The organism is Citromicrobium bathyomarinum, assembly GCF_038594485.1.
GTDB lineage: Bacteria > Pseudomonadota > Alphaproteobacteria > Sphingomonadales > Sphingomonadaceae > Alteriqipengyuania > Alteriqipengyuania bathyomarina_A.
Genome location: NZ_JBCFZG010000001.1, coordinates 169,832 through 184,673, shown reverse-complemented (window position 1 = coordinate 184,673; position 14,842 = coordinate 169,832). Strand labels below are relative to the sequence as shown.

Genomic DNA, 14,842 nt, shown 5'->3' with positions numbered 1-14,842 from the left:
GCGAGCGTGCGCGGTGCCCGACCGATCTTGCGGTTCAAGTATGATCTTGGCCGCTAATAAAGAGGTTTAAGGTCCCAACCGGTGAGCGTCAGCATCTCAAGTGCAACGTCGTGGACCACCCCTTTCTCGGGAGTCCACCGCTCGAAAAAGGCATATTTGCCACCGGCTACGACTTCGAGGATCCACTGCGCACCGTCCATTCCCGCATCACATTTGGCAGCAGGTTCGTTCGAAAGTCTACTGCGCCCTAACAACGCCTTGAACTCGCGAAACTCGGTCGGTGTAAGTTCGCGGTTCAGGTGTTCGGCGATTTCGCCCGGCTCGTAGCCGCCCTCACCCGACAGACGCTTGGCTTCGATCACCGCCCCGCCATTGGCCTGCTCGTCTATTCGCACGACCATCGGATGATCGAACGACCGCAGCCAAAGGAACCGGATATGCAACTGCTCAGGCGTCGCGGCAGCCAGGTCCGGCAAGGGTCGCTCCTTCGCGGCCTTGAGATGCGAGGTGTACCAATCCGACGAGTTTTCATCGAGCAAAGACGGATTCTTGATGGCCGGAAATCCGCATCCCCGCGGGGTGGTCTCAAGAAAAGCCGGGAAGATCTTCCCGGCATCAGCCGATGCATCAGCCAGCGCGACAGGTTCAACGATTGCCCCGCGGAAATCGAAATCGAAAGGCGATGACTCAGCTGAATCACCCTCGTTGCAAGCCGTGAGAAAAAACACGCTTGCGAGAAGCAATGCCGAAAGTGAGCAACCAGAACCTCTCATGGCCTATGCATACCATGCGAGGCTGCAGAAGCGAATTACCCCAGCTTATCCTTCAGTATCTGGTTGACCACCGCCGGGTTGGCCTTGCCCTGCATCGCCTTCATCGTCTGGCCGACGAAGAAGCCGAACAGCTTGTCTTTCCCGCCGCGATATTCGGCCACCTTGTCTTCATTGGCGGCGATGATCGCGTCGATCGCTTCCTCGATCGCGCCGGTGTCGCTAACCTGCTTGAGGCCTTCGGCATCGGCGACTTCTTCGGGGTCGCGACCGGTCTTGAGGACGATTTCGTAGATTTCCTTGGCCTGTCCGCCCGAAATCTCGCCCTTGTCCTGCATCGCGAGAATGCTCGCCTGTGCCTCTGCCGTCGCGTTCGCGGGATCGGCTTCTTCGCCCAGTGACTTCATCACACCCGGCGCCACAGACAGCGCCCAGTTGGCGACCTGCGTGGCGACGGCCTTTTCGGGCTTGCCGATCTTCGCCGCAGTGGCGGAGAGGAGCGTTTCGAAGCGGCCGAAGGTCTCGACCTCGGCGGTCAGTTCGCGCGCGTTGTAGGGCGTCAGGCCCAGCTCGCCTTCGTAGCGCGCGCGCTTGGCGTCGGGCAGTTCGGGCAGGCTCTCGCGGCATTCGGTGAGGAAGGCATCGTCGAGTTCGAGCGGCAGCAGGTCGGGATCGGGGAAGTAGCGGTAATCGTGTGCGTCTTCCTTGCTGCGCATGGTGCGCGTGGTGCCGGTGGCGACATCGAACAGGCGCGTTTCCTGGTCGACCGTGCCGCCGCTCTCGAGCACATCGACCTGGCGGTTCGCCTCGTATTCGATGACCTGCATGACGAAGCGCACCGAGTTGACGTTCTTCGTCTCGGTCCGCGTACCCAGCTCGCTATCGCCGACCTTGCGCACCGAGACGTTGACGTCCGCACGCATCGATCCTTCTTCCATATTGCCGTCGCACGACCCGACATAGCGCAGGATCGACCTGAGCTTGCGCACGTAAGCCCCTGCTTCGGCTGGCGAAGTCATGTCCGGCTTGCTGACGATTTCCATCAGCGCGATGCCCACGCGGTTGAGATCGACATAGGACATCGTCGGGTGCTGATCGTGCATCAGCTTGCCCGCGTCCTGCTCCACATGAATGCGTTCGATCCCTATGATCTTGTCTTCGGGAATGCCCGCCTTCTCGTCCGCCTCGATCAGCAGCTGCCCCTCGCCCACGATCGGGTGGTAGAGCTGGCTGATCTGGTAGCCCTGCGGCAGGTCGGCGTAGAAATAGTTCTTGCGGTCGAACCGGCTCCACGCGTTGATCTGCGCTTCGATGGCCATGCCGGTGCGCACCGCCTGCCGGATGCACTCTCGGTTGGGCACGGGCAGCATGCCGGGCATCGCGGCGTCGATGAGCGAGACCTGCGTATTGGGCTCCGCCCCGAACGCGGTCGACGCGCCGCTGAACAGCTTGGCGTTGGAGGTGACCTGCGCGTGGACTTCGAGGCCGATCACGACCTCCCATTCGCCCGTGGCGCCCTGGATGCGATAAGTGCTCATCAAAATACCTCTAAAACTCTTGCCGCGACCGGAAGCCCGGCCGCCCTGCCCGCCTGATCGCTCGCCGCGTCGGTCGAGTTGCCACCGTCCCTGATCCAGCCGATCAGCGCGAGGACGATGAAGACCGCCACCGCGAGGATCACGAGAAACGTGAGCAGGTTCAGGCAGCCTCTCATCTCACCACCACCGCTCCGGTGTCGCATCGAACCCGCTGCGCTGCTCGATCGCCAGCCCGGCGTTGAGCACGCCCTGCTCGTCGAAGGCCTTGCCGATGATCTGCAGACCCAGCGGCAGGCCCTCGCCGTTGAGCATCGCGGGCACGCTCATCGCGGGGAGGCCCGCCAGCGAGGCGGGCACGGCGAACACGTCGTTGAGGTACATCGCCAGCGGGTCGGAGTTCATCTCGGCCAGCGGGAATGCGGCGGTTGGCGTGGTCGGGGCGAGGATCAGGTCGCACTGGCCCCAAGCCTTCTCGAAGTCCTGCGCCACCAGCGTGCGGATTTTCTGCGCCTGCGTGTAATATGCGTCGTAGAAGCCCGCGCTGAGCACGTAGGTGCCGATCAGGATGCGGCGCTTCACCTCGTCGCCGAAGCCCGCCGCGCGGGTTGCGGCGTACATATCCTGCAAACCAGCCCCCTCGGGCAGATCGCGCAGGCCGTAGCGCACGCCGTCATAGCGCGCGAGGTTGGAGGAGGCTTCTGCCGGGGCGATGATGTAGTACGCGGGCAGCGCGTATTTGGTGTGCGGCAGGCTGATATCGACGATCTCCGCGCCCGCATCGCACAACCATTCCTTGCCGCGTTCCCAGCTCGCGTCGATCTCGCCGTCCATCCCGTCCATGCGGTATTCGCGCGGGATGCCTACCTTCTTGCCCTTGAGGTCCGCGCTCAGCCCCGCTTCCCACTCGGGCACGGGCATATCGAGGCTGGTCGAATCCTTCGGATCGAACCCGGCCATCGCCTCCAGCATGATCGCGCAATCGGTGACGTCGCGCGCCATAGGCCCCGCCTGGTCGAGGCTGGACGCGAAGGCGACCACACCCCAGCGGCTGCACCGCCCGTAGGTCGGCTTGATCCCGGTGATGCCCGTCACGGCGGCAGGCTGGCGGATCGAACCGCCGGTATCGGTGCCGGTCGCTGCCGGAGCGAGCCGCGCGGCAACGGCGGTGGATGAACCGCCCGACGAACCTCCGGGGATCAGCGCGGCATTGCTGCCCGCCTTCTTCCACGGCGAAAGCACGTTGCCGAAATAGCTCGTTTCGTTCGACGAACCCATCGCGAACTGGTCGAGGTTGAGCTTGCCCAGCATTCCCGCGCCCGCCTTCCACAGGTTGGCAGAGACGGTGCTTTCGTACTGCGGCACGAAGCCTTCGAGGATGTGGCTGGCAGCCGTGGTCTGCACGCCGTCGGTGCAGAACAGGTCCTTCATGCCGATCGGCACGCCGCCCATTTTGCCCAGTTCCTCGCCCTTGGCGCGCTTCGCATCGATAGCGTCTGCGGCTTCGAGCGCCTTTTCAGGCGTGGCGACGATGAAGGCGTTCAGGTCCTTCGCGGCGGCGACATTGGCGTTGAAAGCTTCAGCCACTTCGCGCGCGGTGAAATCGCCTGCGGCGACCCCGTCGCGGATGGCTTTGACGCCGAGATTGGTAAGATCGGTCACAGTTTAAACCCGTTCGCCCTGAGCCTGTCGAAGGGCTGTCCTTCTTCAAATGCCCGGGTCCAAGAAGAGAAATGCAGGGCCTCGACAAGCTCAGCCCGAAGGGAACATAAAATGACGGTCGAGGCGATCACTCGATCACCTTGGGCACGCCGAAAAATCCGTGCTCTGCCGCGGGTGCATTGGCGAGCACGTCTTCGCGCCGGCCACCGGCGGTCAGCGGATCGGCATCGACCACATCGTCGCGCAGCCGCATGGCTTGCGGGATCACGGCGGTCATCGGCTCGACTTGCGAGGTATCGACCTCGCCCAGCTGCTCGACCCAGCCCAGGATATTGTTGAGTTCGGGGACCATGCGATCGAGCTCCGCGTCATCCATGCGGATGCGCGCGAGGCTCGCGATCTTGGCCACTTCTTCGCGGGTGATTGACATAAGGGATGCGTTAGCCGCGCCGCACCGCAGCATCAAGCGGCAGTACGGCCTAAAACGTCACTCGAACGGTTCGCCCACCGGCTTGCCATCGACATAGAGCTGACGGCCCTCGAAGGGGCGGATTTCGAACTTGCGATCCCCGTCCTTGCCCTCGGCCTCCATCGAGCGCGCCCGACGATCCTCGTCGGCGACGAAACGCCCCTGTTCAACGAAGTACTGCGTCACCTTGCCTTCACGATCCGCGCCATAGAACTGCGCGCTCCCACCATCGGATACGACCACGAGCCGCGAGCCATCCGGCAATTCTCCGGCGATAATTGCGGTACAGGTGGTATCTCCACCACAGTACGCGCGATTGGCGATGAGATATTCCTCGACCGACGAACGGAGCGCGTCGTCCCCGCCCTGCCACGTTATCGAGAGAGTCTCTGGCGCCTGTCTCTCCCCTGCCCAGCGATAGGGGCGCATTTCCTGCAATTGCGCCTGACGTGCGCCGTTGGCGATTGGCTCGTCCTTCGACTTGGCCAATCGGTCGAGGGCCCTGCGTCCCGGTGCCCCGAAATCCCACTTGAGTGCGCTGAAATCGAATTCCTCCGCCGAAATCGCGCCCGATTGCAGCCGCGCGAGCTGGTCGCGGGTCGAGATTGCACCGAAATTGAGGATCGGCAGCGCGAGGAACAGTGCGAACAGCGCAGTCGCCAGACCCAGTCGCAGGTTCGATGCGCGCAGCCGGTCGCGCCAGCTCCCGCGCGCACCCACCAGAGCGTCGACGAAATAGGCGAGCCCGAAGGCGACCGCGACAATCAGCGAACACAGCGCCCACAGCCTTTCTGGCGAAAGCCCGTGCTGGTCGATCCGCACGCCGGTGGAAATCGCGGCGAACACCGTCAGCGGCAGGATGCCGAGCGCCAGCGCATAGCCCGACCACTTGAGCACCGCCCCGCCGACCATGTCCGCATCCCGGTCGCGCAGCACCGCGTTCGCGAGCACGTAGGCGCCGATCGCGATAGATAGCAGCACCGGGGTCGCGCTATCGGTGGCGTTCCACAGCACGCTCGGCCCCGAGACGACCACCGCGCCAAGGAACACCGCGATCGCCACGGCAAGCGGCAGCGCCAGAATGGACAGCACCAGCAGAACCACCGATTGGAGCGTGCCGATAATCTTCAGCTGGTTGCGCAACGTGCCCAGCCCCGCGCCCAGAGTCAGCCCGATGAACAGCGCCGCAAACCAGTCTTTCTGGATCAGATCGCGCAGCGGGATTCCCACCAGGTCGAGCAGCGACGCCACCAGCCAGATCAGCAGCCAGGACAGCCCCATGAAGGCGATGGCACCCGCACCCGTGATCGCGTCGGTCCAGACGAAATAGTGGATGTCCTTGTAGTCGGTCCGCATCCGACGATGCAGGAAATCGGCCTGGAACAGCGGCACCGCCAGCAGGCAGGCGAACAAGCCCGCCGCCACCGCATAGCCGCCATCCGCGATATCATTGCCCGCGCCCACCGCGCGCCAGGTCAGCCCGCCGACGACGAGCCCGGTGACGAGCGAGAAGATCGCAGGCGCGAGCAGGCGGCCGCGTTCGAGGGTGAAGACCAAGGCACCGGCAGCGAAAGCGATGAATGCAGCGGCCGCCATGCGCGGGCCGCTGTCGTTTGCACCGTCGATCAGGAAATGGATCGCCAGCCCGGCGAGGCCGAGCCACCCGGCCGAAAGCCAGGGGCGTAGCGGCCACACGGTTTCGACCCGACGGCGCGCAGAATTCTCGCCCGCCCCGGCAGCCTCGAACGGTTCGTCTTCCATTCTGCCCTCCCCCAGGCTTCCGGCGAGACGATCGCGCCCTATTGCGGGGGCGGAGCGGCTCCGTCAGGCGGGCCCATCATGCCGCCCTGCTGCTGCATCATCTGGGTAATCACCTGTACGCGGCGATCGAATTCGGCGCGGGTCATGAAATCGATCATGTCGACGTCGAAAATCAGGTCGCTGTTCGCGGGAATGACGACCTCTCCGGTCTGCGGGTTGGTCTTTTCCTCGTCGCCATACGCCATATTGGCGGGGATACGCATCTGGTACTTGCCGCCCTTCTGCATCTTCGTGGCGCCTTCGACGAACCCGGGGATCATGTTGTCCAGCGGCAGCGGATTGCCTTCGGGGAACAGGCCCTGCGCCTGCGGCGGCAGCGGGAGCGGTTGCGACTGGTCGAACACCGTCCCGTCTTTCAGCTTGCCGGTATAATTGACGAAAATCACGTCGCCTGCGCTCGGGCTCGGCCCCGAGCCCGGCTCAAGCGTGGTCACTTCGACGCCCTTGGGTGCGAGGCTCCACGCGAGCAGCACTGCCAGCGCGACAGCCACGATCACACCGATCCACAGTTTGGCCAGCGAGCCCTTCGCAATCGGGCGGAGGGGAACGCGCGTGATTTCTGTCATCGACTGGATCCTGAAAGGCTCTGGAGAGGAAGTTTCGTGATGGCCTGATACGCCAAACGGCTCGCGACCATCTGGCGCAAGCCGTTCGTCAGTTCAAGACTGAGGTTGAGTGGGGCGCGGCGGAACGCCCACCCCTATGCGCGTTCTAGCGACCGTCGCGCTCGGCGCGCTTGCGTTCCATCTTGCGCGCGCGGCGAACGGCGGCAGCCTTTTCACGGGCGCGCTTTTCGCTGGGCTTTTCGTAATGGCGACGCAGCTTCATCTCGCGATAGACGCCTTCGCGCTGCAGCTTCTTCTTGAGAGCCCGCAACGCCTGGTCGACATTATTATCGCGCACGATGATTTGCATACTGGTCTAACGCCTTTCAGTTCATAGCCTTGCGATTCGCGAAATGAAGCGCGAAAGGCCCGGAATTATAACGTGGAAGAGGCCGGCAACGCCCCGAAAAGAGGGATGCGGCCAGCTCCGTTGCGCGCTTTATAGGCAAATCGAGCCCGGCACGCAAGAAAAACCCGCCCATATTGCGCTGATGGGCGTGGATGGCCGCTTGGCGCGACGCACAAGCCGCTATAGGGTCGCGTGTGAAAATGACCAGTCTTTCCCCCGTTGCCGCATCCCTGGGCGTCGCCATCGGCGGCGCGGCGGGCGCCGTGCTGCGCTATCAGCTCGGCCGCGCGATAACCTCATGGATCGCCATTCCGCCGGTGGGAGGGTTCCCGTGGCCCACGCTGGCGGCCAACACGATCGGCGGGCTCGCGATGGGTCTGCTCGTCGGTTGCCTCGCGCGCGGGCTCGGTGGCGAGTTCGAACAGCACGCTCGGCTGATGCTGGGCGTCGGCCTGCTTGGCGGGTTCACCACCTTCTCCTCCTTCAGCCTCGAAACATGGTTGCTGATAGAGGACGGCCGCCTGGGGATCGCGCTGGTTTACATATTGGCCTCGGTTCTCGCGTCGATCTTCGCGCTGGTCTGCGGCCTCACCCTGACAAGAGTATTCTGAGCCATGACCGATGACGAACAGCGCCCCGCGAAGGGAGAGGTCAGGCAATACACCGTTGCCGAGGACGATGACGGCATCCGGCTGGACCGCTGGTTCAAGCGGCACCTGCCCGAAGTGGGCTTTGCCGCCGTCGCCCGCTGGGCGCGCACCGGCCAGGTGCGGGTCGACGGGTCGCGCGCCAAGCCCGACGACCGACTGACGACCGGCCAGGTCCTGCGCATCCCGCCGGGCAACCCCGAACGGGCCAAGGCTCCACGCAAGCGACCGGAACTGAGCGAAGACCAGCGCGCACAGGCGCTTGGCATGGTGATCAAGGAAACGCCTGCCGCGATCGTGCTCAACAAGCCGGCGGGCCTTGCCACACAGGGCGGCAGCAAGACCTACAGCCATGTCGACGGTCTGCTCGATGCTTTCGTCGAAGGCGACGGGCCCCGCCCCCGCCTCGTCCACCGGCTCGATAAGGACACTTCGGGCGTCCTCCTGATCGCGCGCACCCCGGGCAGCGCGGCGGCATTCAGCAAACGCTTTTCCGGGCGTAGCGCCAAGAAGGTGTACTGGGCGCTGGTGGTCGGCGTGCCCGAACAGCACGCGGGCGAGATCGATGCCCCGCTGGCCAAGCAGCCCGGCACCGGCGGCGAGAAAATGCATGTCGACATGGAGAGCGGACAGCCGGCCAAGACGCGCTACCGCGTGGTCGAGCGTGCAGGCAACCGCGCCGCGTGGCTCGAGCTCGAACCGCTCACCGGCCGCACCCACCAGCTGCGCGTGCATTGCGCGGCGATGGGACACCCGATCGTGGGCGATGGCAAATATGGCGGGCAGGAGGCTTTCCTGACCGGCAGCATCAGCCGCAAGATGCACCTCCACGCGCGCCGCCTGATCATCAGCCAGCCTGGTGGCGGGCAACTGGACGTCACCGCCGAACTGCCCGAACACTTCGCAACGACGATGGAGCAGATGGGCTTCGACCTGTCGCTGAGCGATGCGGAGCCGCTGCGCGAGGAAGCACCGCCCAAGACCAAGGCGGAAAAGAAGCAGGACGCGAAGCAGCACGCAAAACAGTACCGCAAGGCCCGCCGGGGAGAGCGGCGTTCGCGCACGATCTCCAAGCCCGCCGCAAAGGCAAAGGCCCGCGCCAAAGGCAAGCCGAAAGGCAAAGGTGGGGGCAAGCGCTGATGCACCCCAACCCGCTGTTCCGTTCCGATGATCGCCAGCTGTTCGAGACGCTGATCGACCAGATCGGCTTCGGGATGGTGTTCCTGACCACGCCCGACGGCCCGCGCGTGGCGCATACACCGCTGCTGTCGACTGGGGATGGCGCGGTGCAGTTCCATCTCGCGCGCGGGAATGCACTCACTCGCCATCTCGACGGGGCGACCGCGCTGGTGACGGTCAACGGACCCGACGCCTACGTCTCGCCCCGCTGGTACGATAACCGCGACACGGTGCCGACGTGGGATTACGTCGCGCTGGAGATGGAGGGCCGCGTACGGCGCATGGCGGACGAGGGGTTGGAAGCCTTCCTCCATGCCGTGATCGGCAAGTTCGAAAGCCGCATCGAGGGCGAGCCCTGGCGCGCGGCAGAATCGAGCGAAGCCATGTGGAGCAAGCTGTTCCGGGGCATCGTCGGTTTCGAAATGGAAGTGCAGGCGTGGCGCCCCACCCTGAAGCTCTCGCAGAAGAAGAGCGCGTCCGAACGCGAATCGATTGCCGCCGGGCATGAAGCAAATGGCAACGCAGCCATCGCCACGCTGATGCGCGGGCTCGCCTGATGCGTTGCGCGGTGTTCGATTGCGACGGCACGCTGGTCGACGGGCAGGCGGCGGTGTGCGATTCGATGGTGGCCGCCTTTGCCGAGGCCGGGCTGCCCGAACCGAATCGCAACGCCGTACGCCGGATCGTCGGGCTCAGCCTGCCGCAGGCGGTGATGCACCTTGCTCCCGAAACGGAGAAGGACGCCAGAGCCGCCGTGGTCGAAGCCTACAAGGCCCATTTCCGCGCCACGCGCGAAAGCGGCGCGCTGCGAGAAGTGCTTTACGACGGTATTCGCGAGACCTTGCAAGCGCTGTACGATGCCGACTGGATGCTCGCCGTGGCGACCGGCAAATCGCATCGCGGCCTCACCGCAACGCTCGCAACGAACCGTCTCGCCACGCTGTTCACCAGCCTGCAGACCGCCGACGGGCACCCATCGAAGCCGCATCCCGCGATGCTCGAAGCGGCGCTCGTCGAATGTGGGGTCGCCCCCGCAGATGCGGTGATGATCGGCGATACCAGCTTCGATATCGAGATGGCGAAGGCCGCCGGTGCGACGCCGATCGGGGTCGCCTGGGGCTACCACGAGCCCGAAGAGCTGCTGCGCGCGGGTGCGGTCGTGGTGGCCCAAAGCCCCGCGCAACTGACGGAGATCCTGCTTGACCGATAGTACCGAAGCCGAACGCGCGGAGTCGATTGCGGCGCGTCGTTACTGGATGCTCCAGTTCATTCGCCTGGGCGGCATCTTCGTGACCTTCACCGGCGCGATGATGGTGGCCGGCCGTATCGACGGCGGCGAGCTTGGCCCGGTACTGTTCGTGGCAGGGCCGCTGCTGTTCTTCGCGGTGCCCGTTCTGCTTGCGAAACACTGGAAGCGTGAAAACCGGTGAAGCGCTTCTGGAAGAATGCCGAACTGAATGAAGCGGCTGGCGGGTGGCAGGTTGCGCTCGACGGGCGAGCGGTGAAGACTCGCGCAGGCGCGCCGCAGATCGTCCCGGCGAAGGCGCTGGGCGAATTGCTGCGCGCGGAATGGGCCGACGCGCCGCAAGAGGTCCTGCCCGAGCATCTGCCGCTGCGCGATCTAGCAGACCGGGCTATCGATACGATTTCCGCCGAGCCCGAGCCGATCATCACGCGGCTGCTCGGCTTCGCCGACGGGGACACGCTCTGCTACCGCGCCGAGCCCGACGAACCTGTCGCCCATCGCCAGAACGAGTTGTGGGAGCCGATCGTCGCGGGAATCGAAGCCGAGCATGGCATCGCCCTCACCCGCACGCACGGCATCCTGCACCGGCCGCAATCGGAGGAAAGCCTCGGCGCACTGCGGCAGCGGTTGGAAGGCGAGAATCCCTTCGTTCTCGCCGGGCTCGACACCGCCGCCTCGCTCGCCGCGTCGCTATGCGTTGCGCTGGCCGGATTGCGCGAGGATGCGGACCACGCGGCGCTCTGGTCGGCGGCAAACCTGGAACAGGACTGGCAGGCCGAAAGGTGGGGTACGGACGAGGAAGCCCTGGCCCGAAGGAACGAGCGCGAAGCCGACTTTACCCGGGCGCTGACCTTTGCCAGCGCCGCACGGGCCGCAAATTAGGCCTTAGCCCTATCCGCCGACCCACGCCGCAACGTCGATGGCGACCTGGTTGGCAGCTTCGTTCAACGCTGCACCGACCGGGGCCGCTTCGGCAGTCACGTTGGGAACGCTGGCGGTGAAGCGGCGTGTTTCCAGCCGTCCGTTGCTCTCACGGATCGCTTCGTAGGTGACCACGGCCGAATTCGTCTGCGCGTCGTAGCCGAAATCGCGCAAGGTGCCGCGAAGCGTCACGTCGGTACCGCTGCGACTTTCGACATCGTCGAGCACGAGGCGGCCGGTCCGCTGGCGGATCGTGGTCACCAGCAGCTGCTGGAACAGTTTGGCCGGGCGGTCGACCCACACGGCATCCTTCAGATAGGCGATGGTCGACGCATCCACCTGCACAGGAACGCGCGTCACACCCAGGCTGCCGGGCACCTGCGGCCGCATCACGGTCAGCGCGCTGGTCGCCTCCGCAGTCACGCCGCTGCCGCTCGAAACCGGTGCCTCGGGCGTTAGCGTGAGCAGCGCGGGCGGCGGGTCTTCGCCGAAGCTGATGCAGCCCGCCAGCAAGAGCGGAGCAGCCAAACAAGCCGGAAGGCGCATGATCGCCAGGCGGGAAAGGTTCATCGCTCTCAATCCTCGGGTTCGTAATCGGGCAGCTTGGGCGAGGAGATCAGGTCGCTCGCGCCCTTGTCTTCAAGCCGCTCGGTCAGTTCGCGCAGCGACCGGCTGGTCGCCTGCAGGTCTTCGAGTGTCGTGTTCGCCGCCGGCAGCGTGCGATCGTTGAGCGTGCGAACCGCAGGCTGCGCCTGCTCGAGCGTCGCGTTCAGCGTCTCGGCGGTCTTGTTCGCCTTTTGCAGCGTCTTGCGCAGTTCGTCGGCGATCGATTCGCCTTCGCGATTGATAAGCTCGTTGGTGGAATCGGTTGCCTGCTCGAACGCGTCGAGCGCCTCGCTCGCTTCGCGCAGGGTGACCTGCAATTCCGCAAGGGTGCCCTGCAACTGCGGCGATGCATTGGCGACGTTGCGGGAAATCTCGTTGGTGTTGCGCAGGATCGCGCTCAGCTGGTTCTGGTTGTCGTCCGACAGGACCATGGTCAGCCGCTCGGTCAGCGTCGCCAGGCGTTCGAGCAACAGCGGCGCGTTGGCGAGGATTTCGCCGAAACCGCCCGCCTTCGGCGGGATGACCGGCACGCCGTTGGGGCACGCGGTGGTGTCGCAATCGATCGGCGGACGGCCCTTGCGTGCGCCGTCGAGCATGATCGTCGAAACGCCGGTGAAGGAGCTTTGCACGGTCGCGGTGGTCCCCACGAGTACGGGCACATCGGTCTTCACCGCCACGCGAACGCGGACGAATTCGGGGTCCTTGTCCCACAGCACGATCTTGCGCACCTGCCCCACGGGCACGCCCGCGAAGGAGACCTGGCTGCCTTCGGCGAGCCCGGCGACCGACTGCTTGAAGAAGATGTCGTATTCCTTGCGGTCGCTTTCGCCCAGTCGCGCAATCCACACGATGAACAGCGCCAGCGCGGCGAGCAGCACGAGCGTGACCGCCCCCACCCAGACATGATTGGCCCGTGTCTCCATAGATTTACGCCTATGCCTCGTCTTCGTCGGACTTGTCCAACGCTTTGACCGTCGCCGCAGCGATCGGCAGGTCCATGTGTTTACGCAATTCGTCGAGCGCCTGCGCCGTCAGCGCGGCACGCCCGCGCGGCCCGTTGAAGTATTCCTGTATCCACGGATGGTCGAGCTTCATCAGGTTGGGCACGGTATCGACCGCGATCACCCTGTTATCCGCCAGGACCGCAACCCGGTCGCAGATTTCGTGTAGCGTATCGAGATCGTGAGTGATCAGGAACACCGTCAGCCCCAGCGTTTCCTTGAGGCTTCGGGTCAACTGATCGAACGCCGACGCACCGATCGGGTCGAGCCCGGCGGTAGGCTCGTCGAGGAACAACAGTTCTGGGTCGAGCGCCAGCGCGCGCGCCAGCCCGGCGCGCTTCCTCATCCCGCCCGACAGTTCGGACGGATACTTGTTCGCTGCCTCTTCGGGCAGGCCCGACATCACCACCTTGTAACGGGCAATCTGGTGGGTCACCTCGGGATCGAGGTCGGGGTAGAACTGCTTGATCGGCACTTCCACGTTCTCGCCCACGGTCAGGGTGGAGAACAGCGCCCCGCCCTGGAACAATACGCCCCAGCGGTTGCGCACACCCAGTGCCTCGTCAGGCTCGGCGTCGGTCATCGACTGGCCGAACACCTCGATCTGCCCGGCGTCGGGCTGTTGCAGGCCGATGATCGAGCGCATCAGCACCGATTTGCCCGTGCCCGACCCGCCGACCACGCCGAGAATTTCGCCGCGCTTCACGTCGAGATCGAGATCCTTGTGGATCACCTGATCGCCGAAGCTGTTGGCGAGGCCGCGCACGCGCACGGGATATTTGCCCCGAAACCGCTCGTGCCGCTCCGGCTTGTCCTCGCCGAAAATCTCGTCGACCAGACGGTTCATCCCCAACCTACCTTGGTGAAGAACACCGCGAAAAATGCATCGAGCACGATGACGGTAAAGATCGCCTGGACCACCGCCTTGGTGGTCCGCTGGCCGACTTCCTCGGAATTGCCGTGGACCTGCATCCCCTGATAGCAACCCGAAAGCGCGATGATCAGGCCGAAGACCGGCGCCTTTATCAGCCCCACCCACAAGTCGTACGTCGGCACGACCTCCTGGATACGGTAGAGGAAGGTCCAGAACGGGATATCCAGCATCAGGTCCGCGATGACCGCGCCGCCGATGATCGACATGATCGAAGCGTAGAAGCCCAGCAGCACCATCATGAACACGCAGGCGAGGATCCGCGGAATCACCAGCGCCTCGACCGGGGCGATCCCGATCGTGCGCATCGCGTCGATTTCCTCGGTCAGCTTCATCGTCCCGATCTGCGCGGCGAAGGCGCTGCCCGATCGGCCTGCGACCATGATCGCGGTCATCAGCACGCCCAGTTCGCGCAAGGTAATCCGCCCGACAAGGTTCACCGTCAGCGATTCGGCCCCGAAGGCCTGCAACTGCACCGCCCCCTGCTGCGCGATCACGATCCCGATCAGGAAGCTCATCAGGCCGATGATCGGCAGCGAGTTCACGCCGACCTTCTCGATCTGCGAAATCAGCGCGCGATAGCGGAACCGGCGCGGATGCCGGGCCAGCGCCGCAAAGCCAAGCAGCACCTGCCCCATGAAACCGACGACGTCGCGAACCCCGTAACCGGCGTTGAAAATCTTGGTGCCCATCGATTCGGACACGCGCTGGAACAGCGGCAGGCGGGGCGCGTCGATCGGGGTATCGCCGTGGCTGTCGCCGACTGCGTCGATCAGCCGCTCGGCCCGCTCGCTCGCGTTGATCACCTCGACCGAGTTCTTACGCGCAAGCTGGCAGGCGAACCACGCGCCGACCGTATCGATCTCGGTCACGTCGGCCAGGTCTACCGCGTCATATTCCGCATCGAGCTTGCGCAGCTCGCTGTCGATCTGGCTCAGATTGGATAGCAGGTACGGCCCGGCGAGCCGCAGGACGGTGCGCCCATCCTCGTTTTCTTCGAGTGTATACTGCGCTGCGGTCCCCATTGCGGCTGCTATGCGGGCAAAGCGACGCCATCACAAGCCATTGGATGACAAAGAATCGCTTGAAGGGAGCGGGTG

The 14,842-nt window shown here is 64.7% G+C and carries 18 protein-coding genes; 6 read left to right on the top strand and 12 right to left on the bottom strand.

What is annotated here, in order from left to right:
* Positions 1 to 53: 53 nt before the first annotated feature.
* The 8 genes from AAG591_RS00905 to rpsU form a co-directional block, all read right to left on the bottom strand.
* On the bottom strand, positions 54 to 773 hold the full coding sequence (locus AAG591_RS00905) for a hypothetical protein (protein WP_342529019.1): 720 nt from the start codon (positions 771 to 773) through the stop codon (positions 54 to 56).
* A gap of 35 nt (positions 774 to 808) precedes the next feature.
* A complete protein-coding gene (gatB, locus tag AAG591_RS00900) occupies positions 809 to 2,308 on the bottom strand; it encodes an Asp-tRNA(Asn)/Glu-tRNA(Gln) amidotransferase subunit GatB (RefSeq protein WP_342529018.1) in 1,500 nt (499 codons plus the stop codon).
* Positions 2,308 to 2,484 carry a hypothetical protein gene (locus AAG591_RS00895; protein ID WP_342529017.1) on the bottom strand — a complete coding sequence of 59 codons (177 nt, stop codon included), beginning with the start codon at positions 2,482 to 2,484 and terminating at the stop codon, positions 2,308 to 2,310. The genes gatB and AAG591_RS00895 overlap by 1 nt, the downstream gene beginning before the upstream one ends.
* Position 2,485: 1 nt before the next feature.
* On the bottom strand, positions 2,486 to 3,967 hold the full coding sequence (gene gatA, locus AAG591_RS00890) for an Asp-tRNA(Asn)/Glu-tRNA(Gln) amidotransferase subunit GatA (protein WP_342529016.1): 1,482 nt from the start codon (positions 3,965 to 3,967) through the stop codon (positions 2,486 to 2,488).
* A 127-nt stretch (positions 3,968 to 4,094) separates the two neighbouring features.
* Positions 4,095 to 4,397: an Asp-tRNA(Asn)/Glu-tRNA(Gln) amidotransferase subunit GatC gene (gene gatC / locus AAG591_RS00885; RefSeq protein WP_197636814.1), complete on the bottom strand. Its 303-nt coding sequence runs from the start codon at positions 4,395 to 4,397 to the stop codon at positions 4,095 to 4,097.
* Positions 4,398 to 4,454: 57 nt separating this feature from the next.
* The gene (locus AAG591_RS00880) at positions 4,455 to 6,197 is read right to left on the bottom strand and encodes a DUF4153 domain-containing protein (protein WP_342529015.1); all 1,743 of its coding nucleotides are present in this window, start codon (positions 6,195 to 6,197) and stop codon (positions 4,455 to 4,457) included.
* A gap of 38 nt (positions 6,198 to 6,235) precedes the next feature.
* On the bottom strand, positions 6,236 to 6,823 hold the full coding sequence (locus AAG591_RS00875; protein ID WP_342529014.1) for an FKBP-type peptidyl-prolyl cis-trans isomerase: 588 nt from the start codon (positions 6,821 to 6,823) through the stop codon (positions 6,236 to 6,238).
* Between the two features lie 145 nt (positions 6,824 to 6,968).
* Complete coding sequence (gene rpsU, locus AAG591_RS00870) at positions 6,969 to 7,172, bottom strand: 30S ribosomal protein S21 (protein WP_342516902.1); 204 nt, start codon at positions 7,170 to 7,172, stop codon at positions 6,969 to 6,971.
* A 239-nt stretch (positions 7,173 to 7,411) separates the two neighbouring features.
* Between rpsU and crcB the strand changes: the two genes are divergently transcribed.
* Genes crcB through AAG591_RS00840 form a run of 6 tightly spaced genes read left to right on the top strand, consistent with a single transcriptional unit; the run spans position 7,412 to position 11,165 of the window.
* Positions 7,412 to 7,822, top strand: a complete 411-nt coding sequence (crcB, locus tag AAG591_RS00865) for a fluoride efflux transporter CrcB (RefSeq protein ID WP_342529013.1) — start codon at positions 7,412 to 7,414, stop codon at positions 7,820 to 7,822.
* Positions 7,823 to 7,825: 3 nt separating this feature from the next.
* Positions 7,826 to 8,998, top strand: a complete 1,173-nt coding sequence (locus tag AAG591_RS00860; protein WP_342529012.1) for an RluA family pseudouridine synthase — start codon at positions 7,826 to 7,828, stop codon at positions 8,996 to 8,998.
* Positions 8,998 to 9,594, top strand: a complete 597-nt coding sequence (locus AAG591_RS00855; protein WP_342529011.1) for an FMN-binding negative transcriptional regulator — start codon at positions 8,998 to 9,000, stop codon at positions 9,592 to 9,594. Before AAG591_RS00860 ends, AAG591_RS00855 begins: the two co-directional genes overlap by 1 nt.
* Positions 9,594 to 10,247 (top strand): HAD-IA family hydrolase, encoded by a 654-nt coding sequence (locus AAG591_RS00850; RefSeq protein WP_342529010.1) that lies wholly within the window; start codon positions 9,594 to 9,596, stop codon positions 10,245 to 10,247. Before AAG591_RS00855 ends, AAG591_RS00850 begins: the two co-directional genes overlap by 1 nt.
* Positions 10,237 to 10,467, top strand: a complete 231-nt coding sequence (locus AAG591_RS00845) for a hypothetical protein (protein WP_342529009.1) — start codon at positions 10,237 to 10,239, stop codon at positions 10,465 to 10,467. Before AAG591_RS00850 ends, AAG591_RS00845 begins: the two co-directional genes overlap by 11 nt.
* Entirely contained in the window at positions 10,464 to 11,165 is a 702-nt protein-coding gene (locus AAG591_RS00840; RefSeq protein WP_342529008.1) for an ATP12 family chaperone protein, read from the top strand. The genes AAG591_RS00845 and AAG591_RS00840 overlap by 4 nt, the downstream gene beginning before the upstream one ends.
* A gap of 9 nt (positions 11,166 to 11,174) precedes the next feature.
* On the opposite strand, the gene AAG591_RS00835 is transcribed toward AAG591_RS00840, so the two are convergent.
* From AAG591_RS00835 to AAG591_RS00820, 4 genes are read right to left on the bottom strand one after another with little or no spacing between them, the layout of a single operon-like run.
* Positions 11,175 to 11,774: an ABC-type transport auxiliary lipoprotein family protein gene (locus tag AAG591_RS00835; RefSeq protein WP_342529007.1), complete on the bottom strand. Its 600-nt coding sequence runs from the start codon at positions 11,772 to 11,774 to the stop codon at positions 11,175 to 11,177.
* 5 nt (positions 11,775 to 11,779) lie between these two features.
* Complete coding sequence (locus tag AAG591_RS00830) at positions 11,780 to 12,733, bottom strand: MlaD family protein (protein ID WP_342529006.1); 954 nt, start codon at positions 12,731 to 12,733, stop codon at positions 11,780 to 11,782.
* Between the two features lie 10 nt (positions 12,734 to 12,743).
* Complete coding sequence (locus AAG591_RS00825) at positions 12,744 to 13,658, bottom strand: ABC transporter ATP-binding protein (RefSeq protein ID WP_342529005.1); 915 nt, start codon at positions 13,656 to 13,658, stop codon at positions 12,744 to 12,746.
* Positions 13,655 to 14,767, bottom strand: a complete 1,113-nt coding sequence (locus AAG591_RS00820) for an ABC transporter permease (RefSeq protein ID WP_342529004.1) — start codon at positions 14,765 to 14,767, stop codon at positions 13,655 to 13,657. The genes AAG591_RS00825 and AAG591_RS00820 overlap by 4 nt, the downstream gene beginning before the upstream one ends.
* Positions 14,768 to 14,842 lie beyond the last annotated feature (75 nt).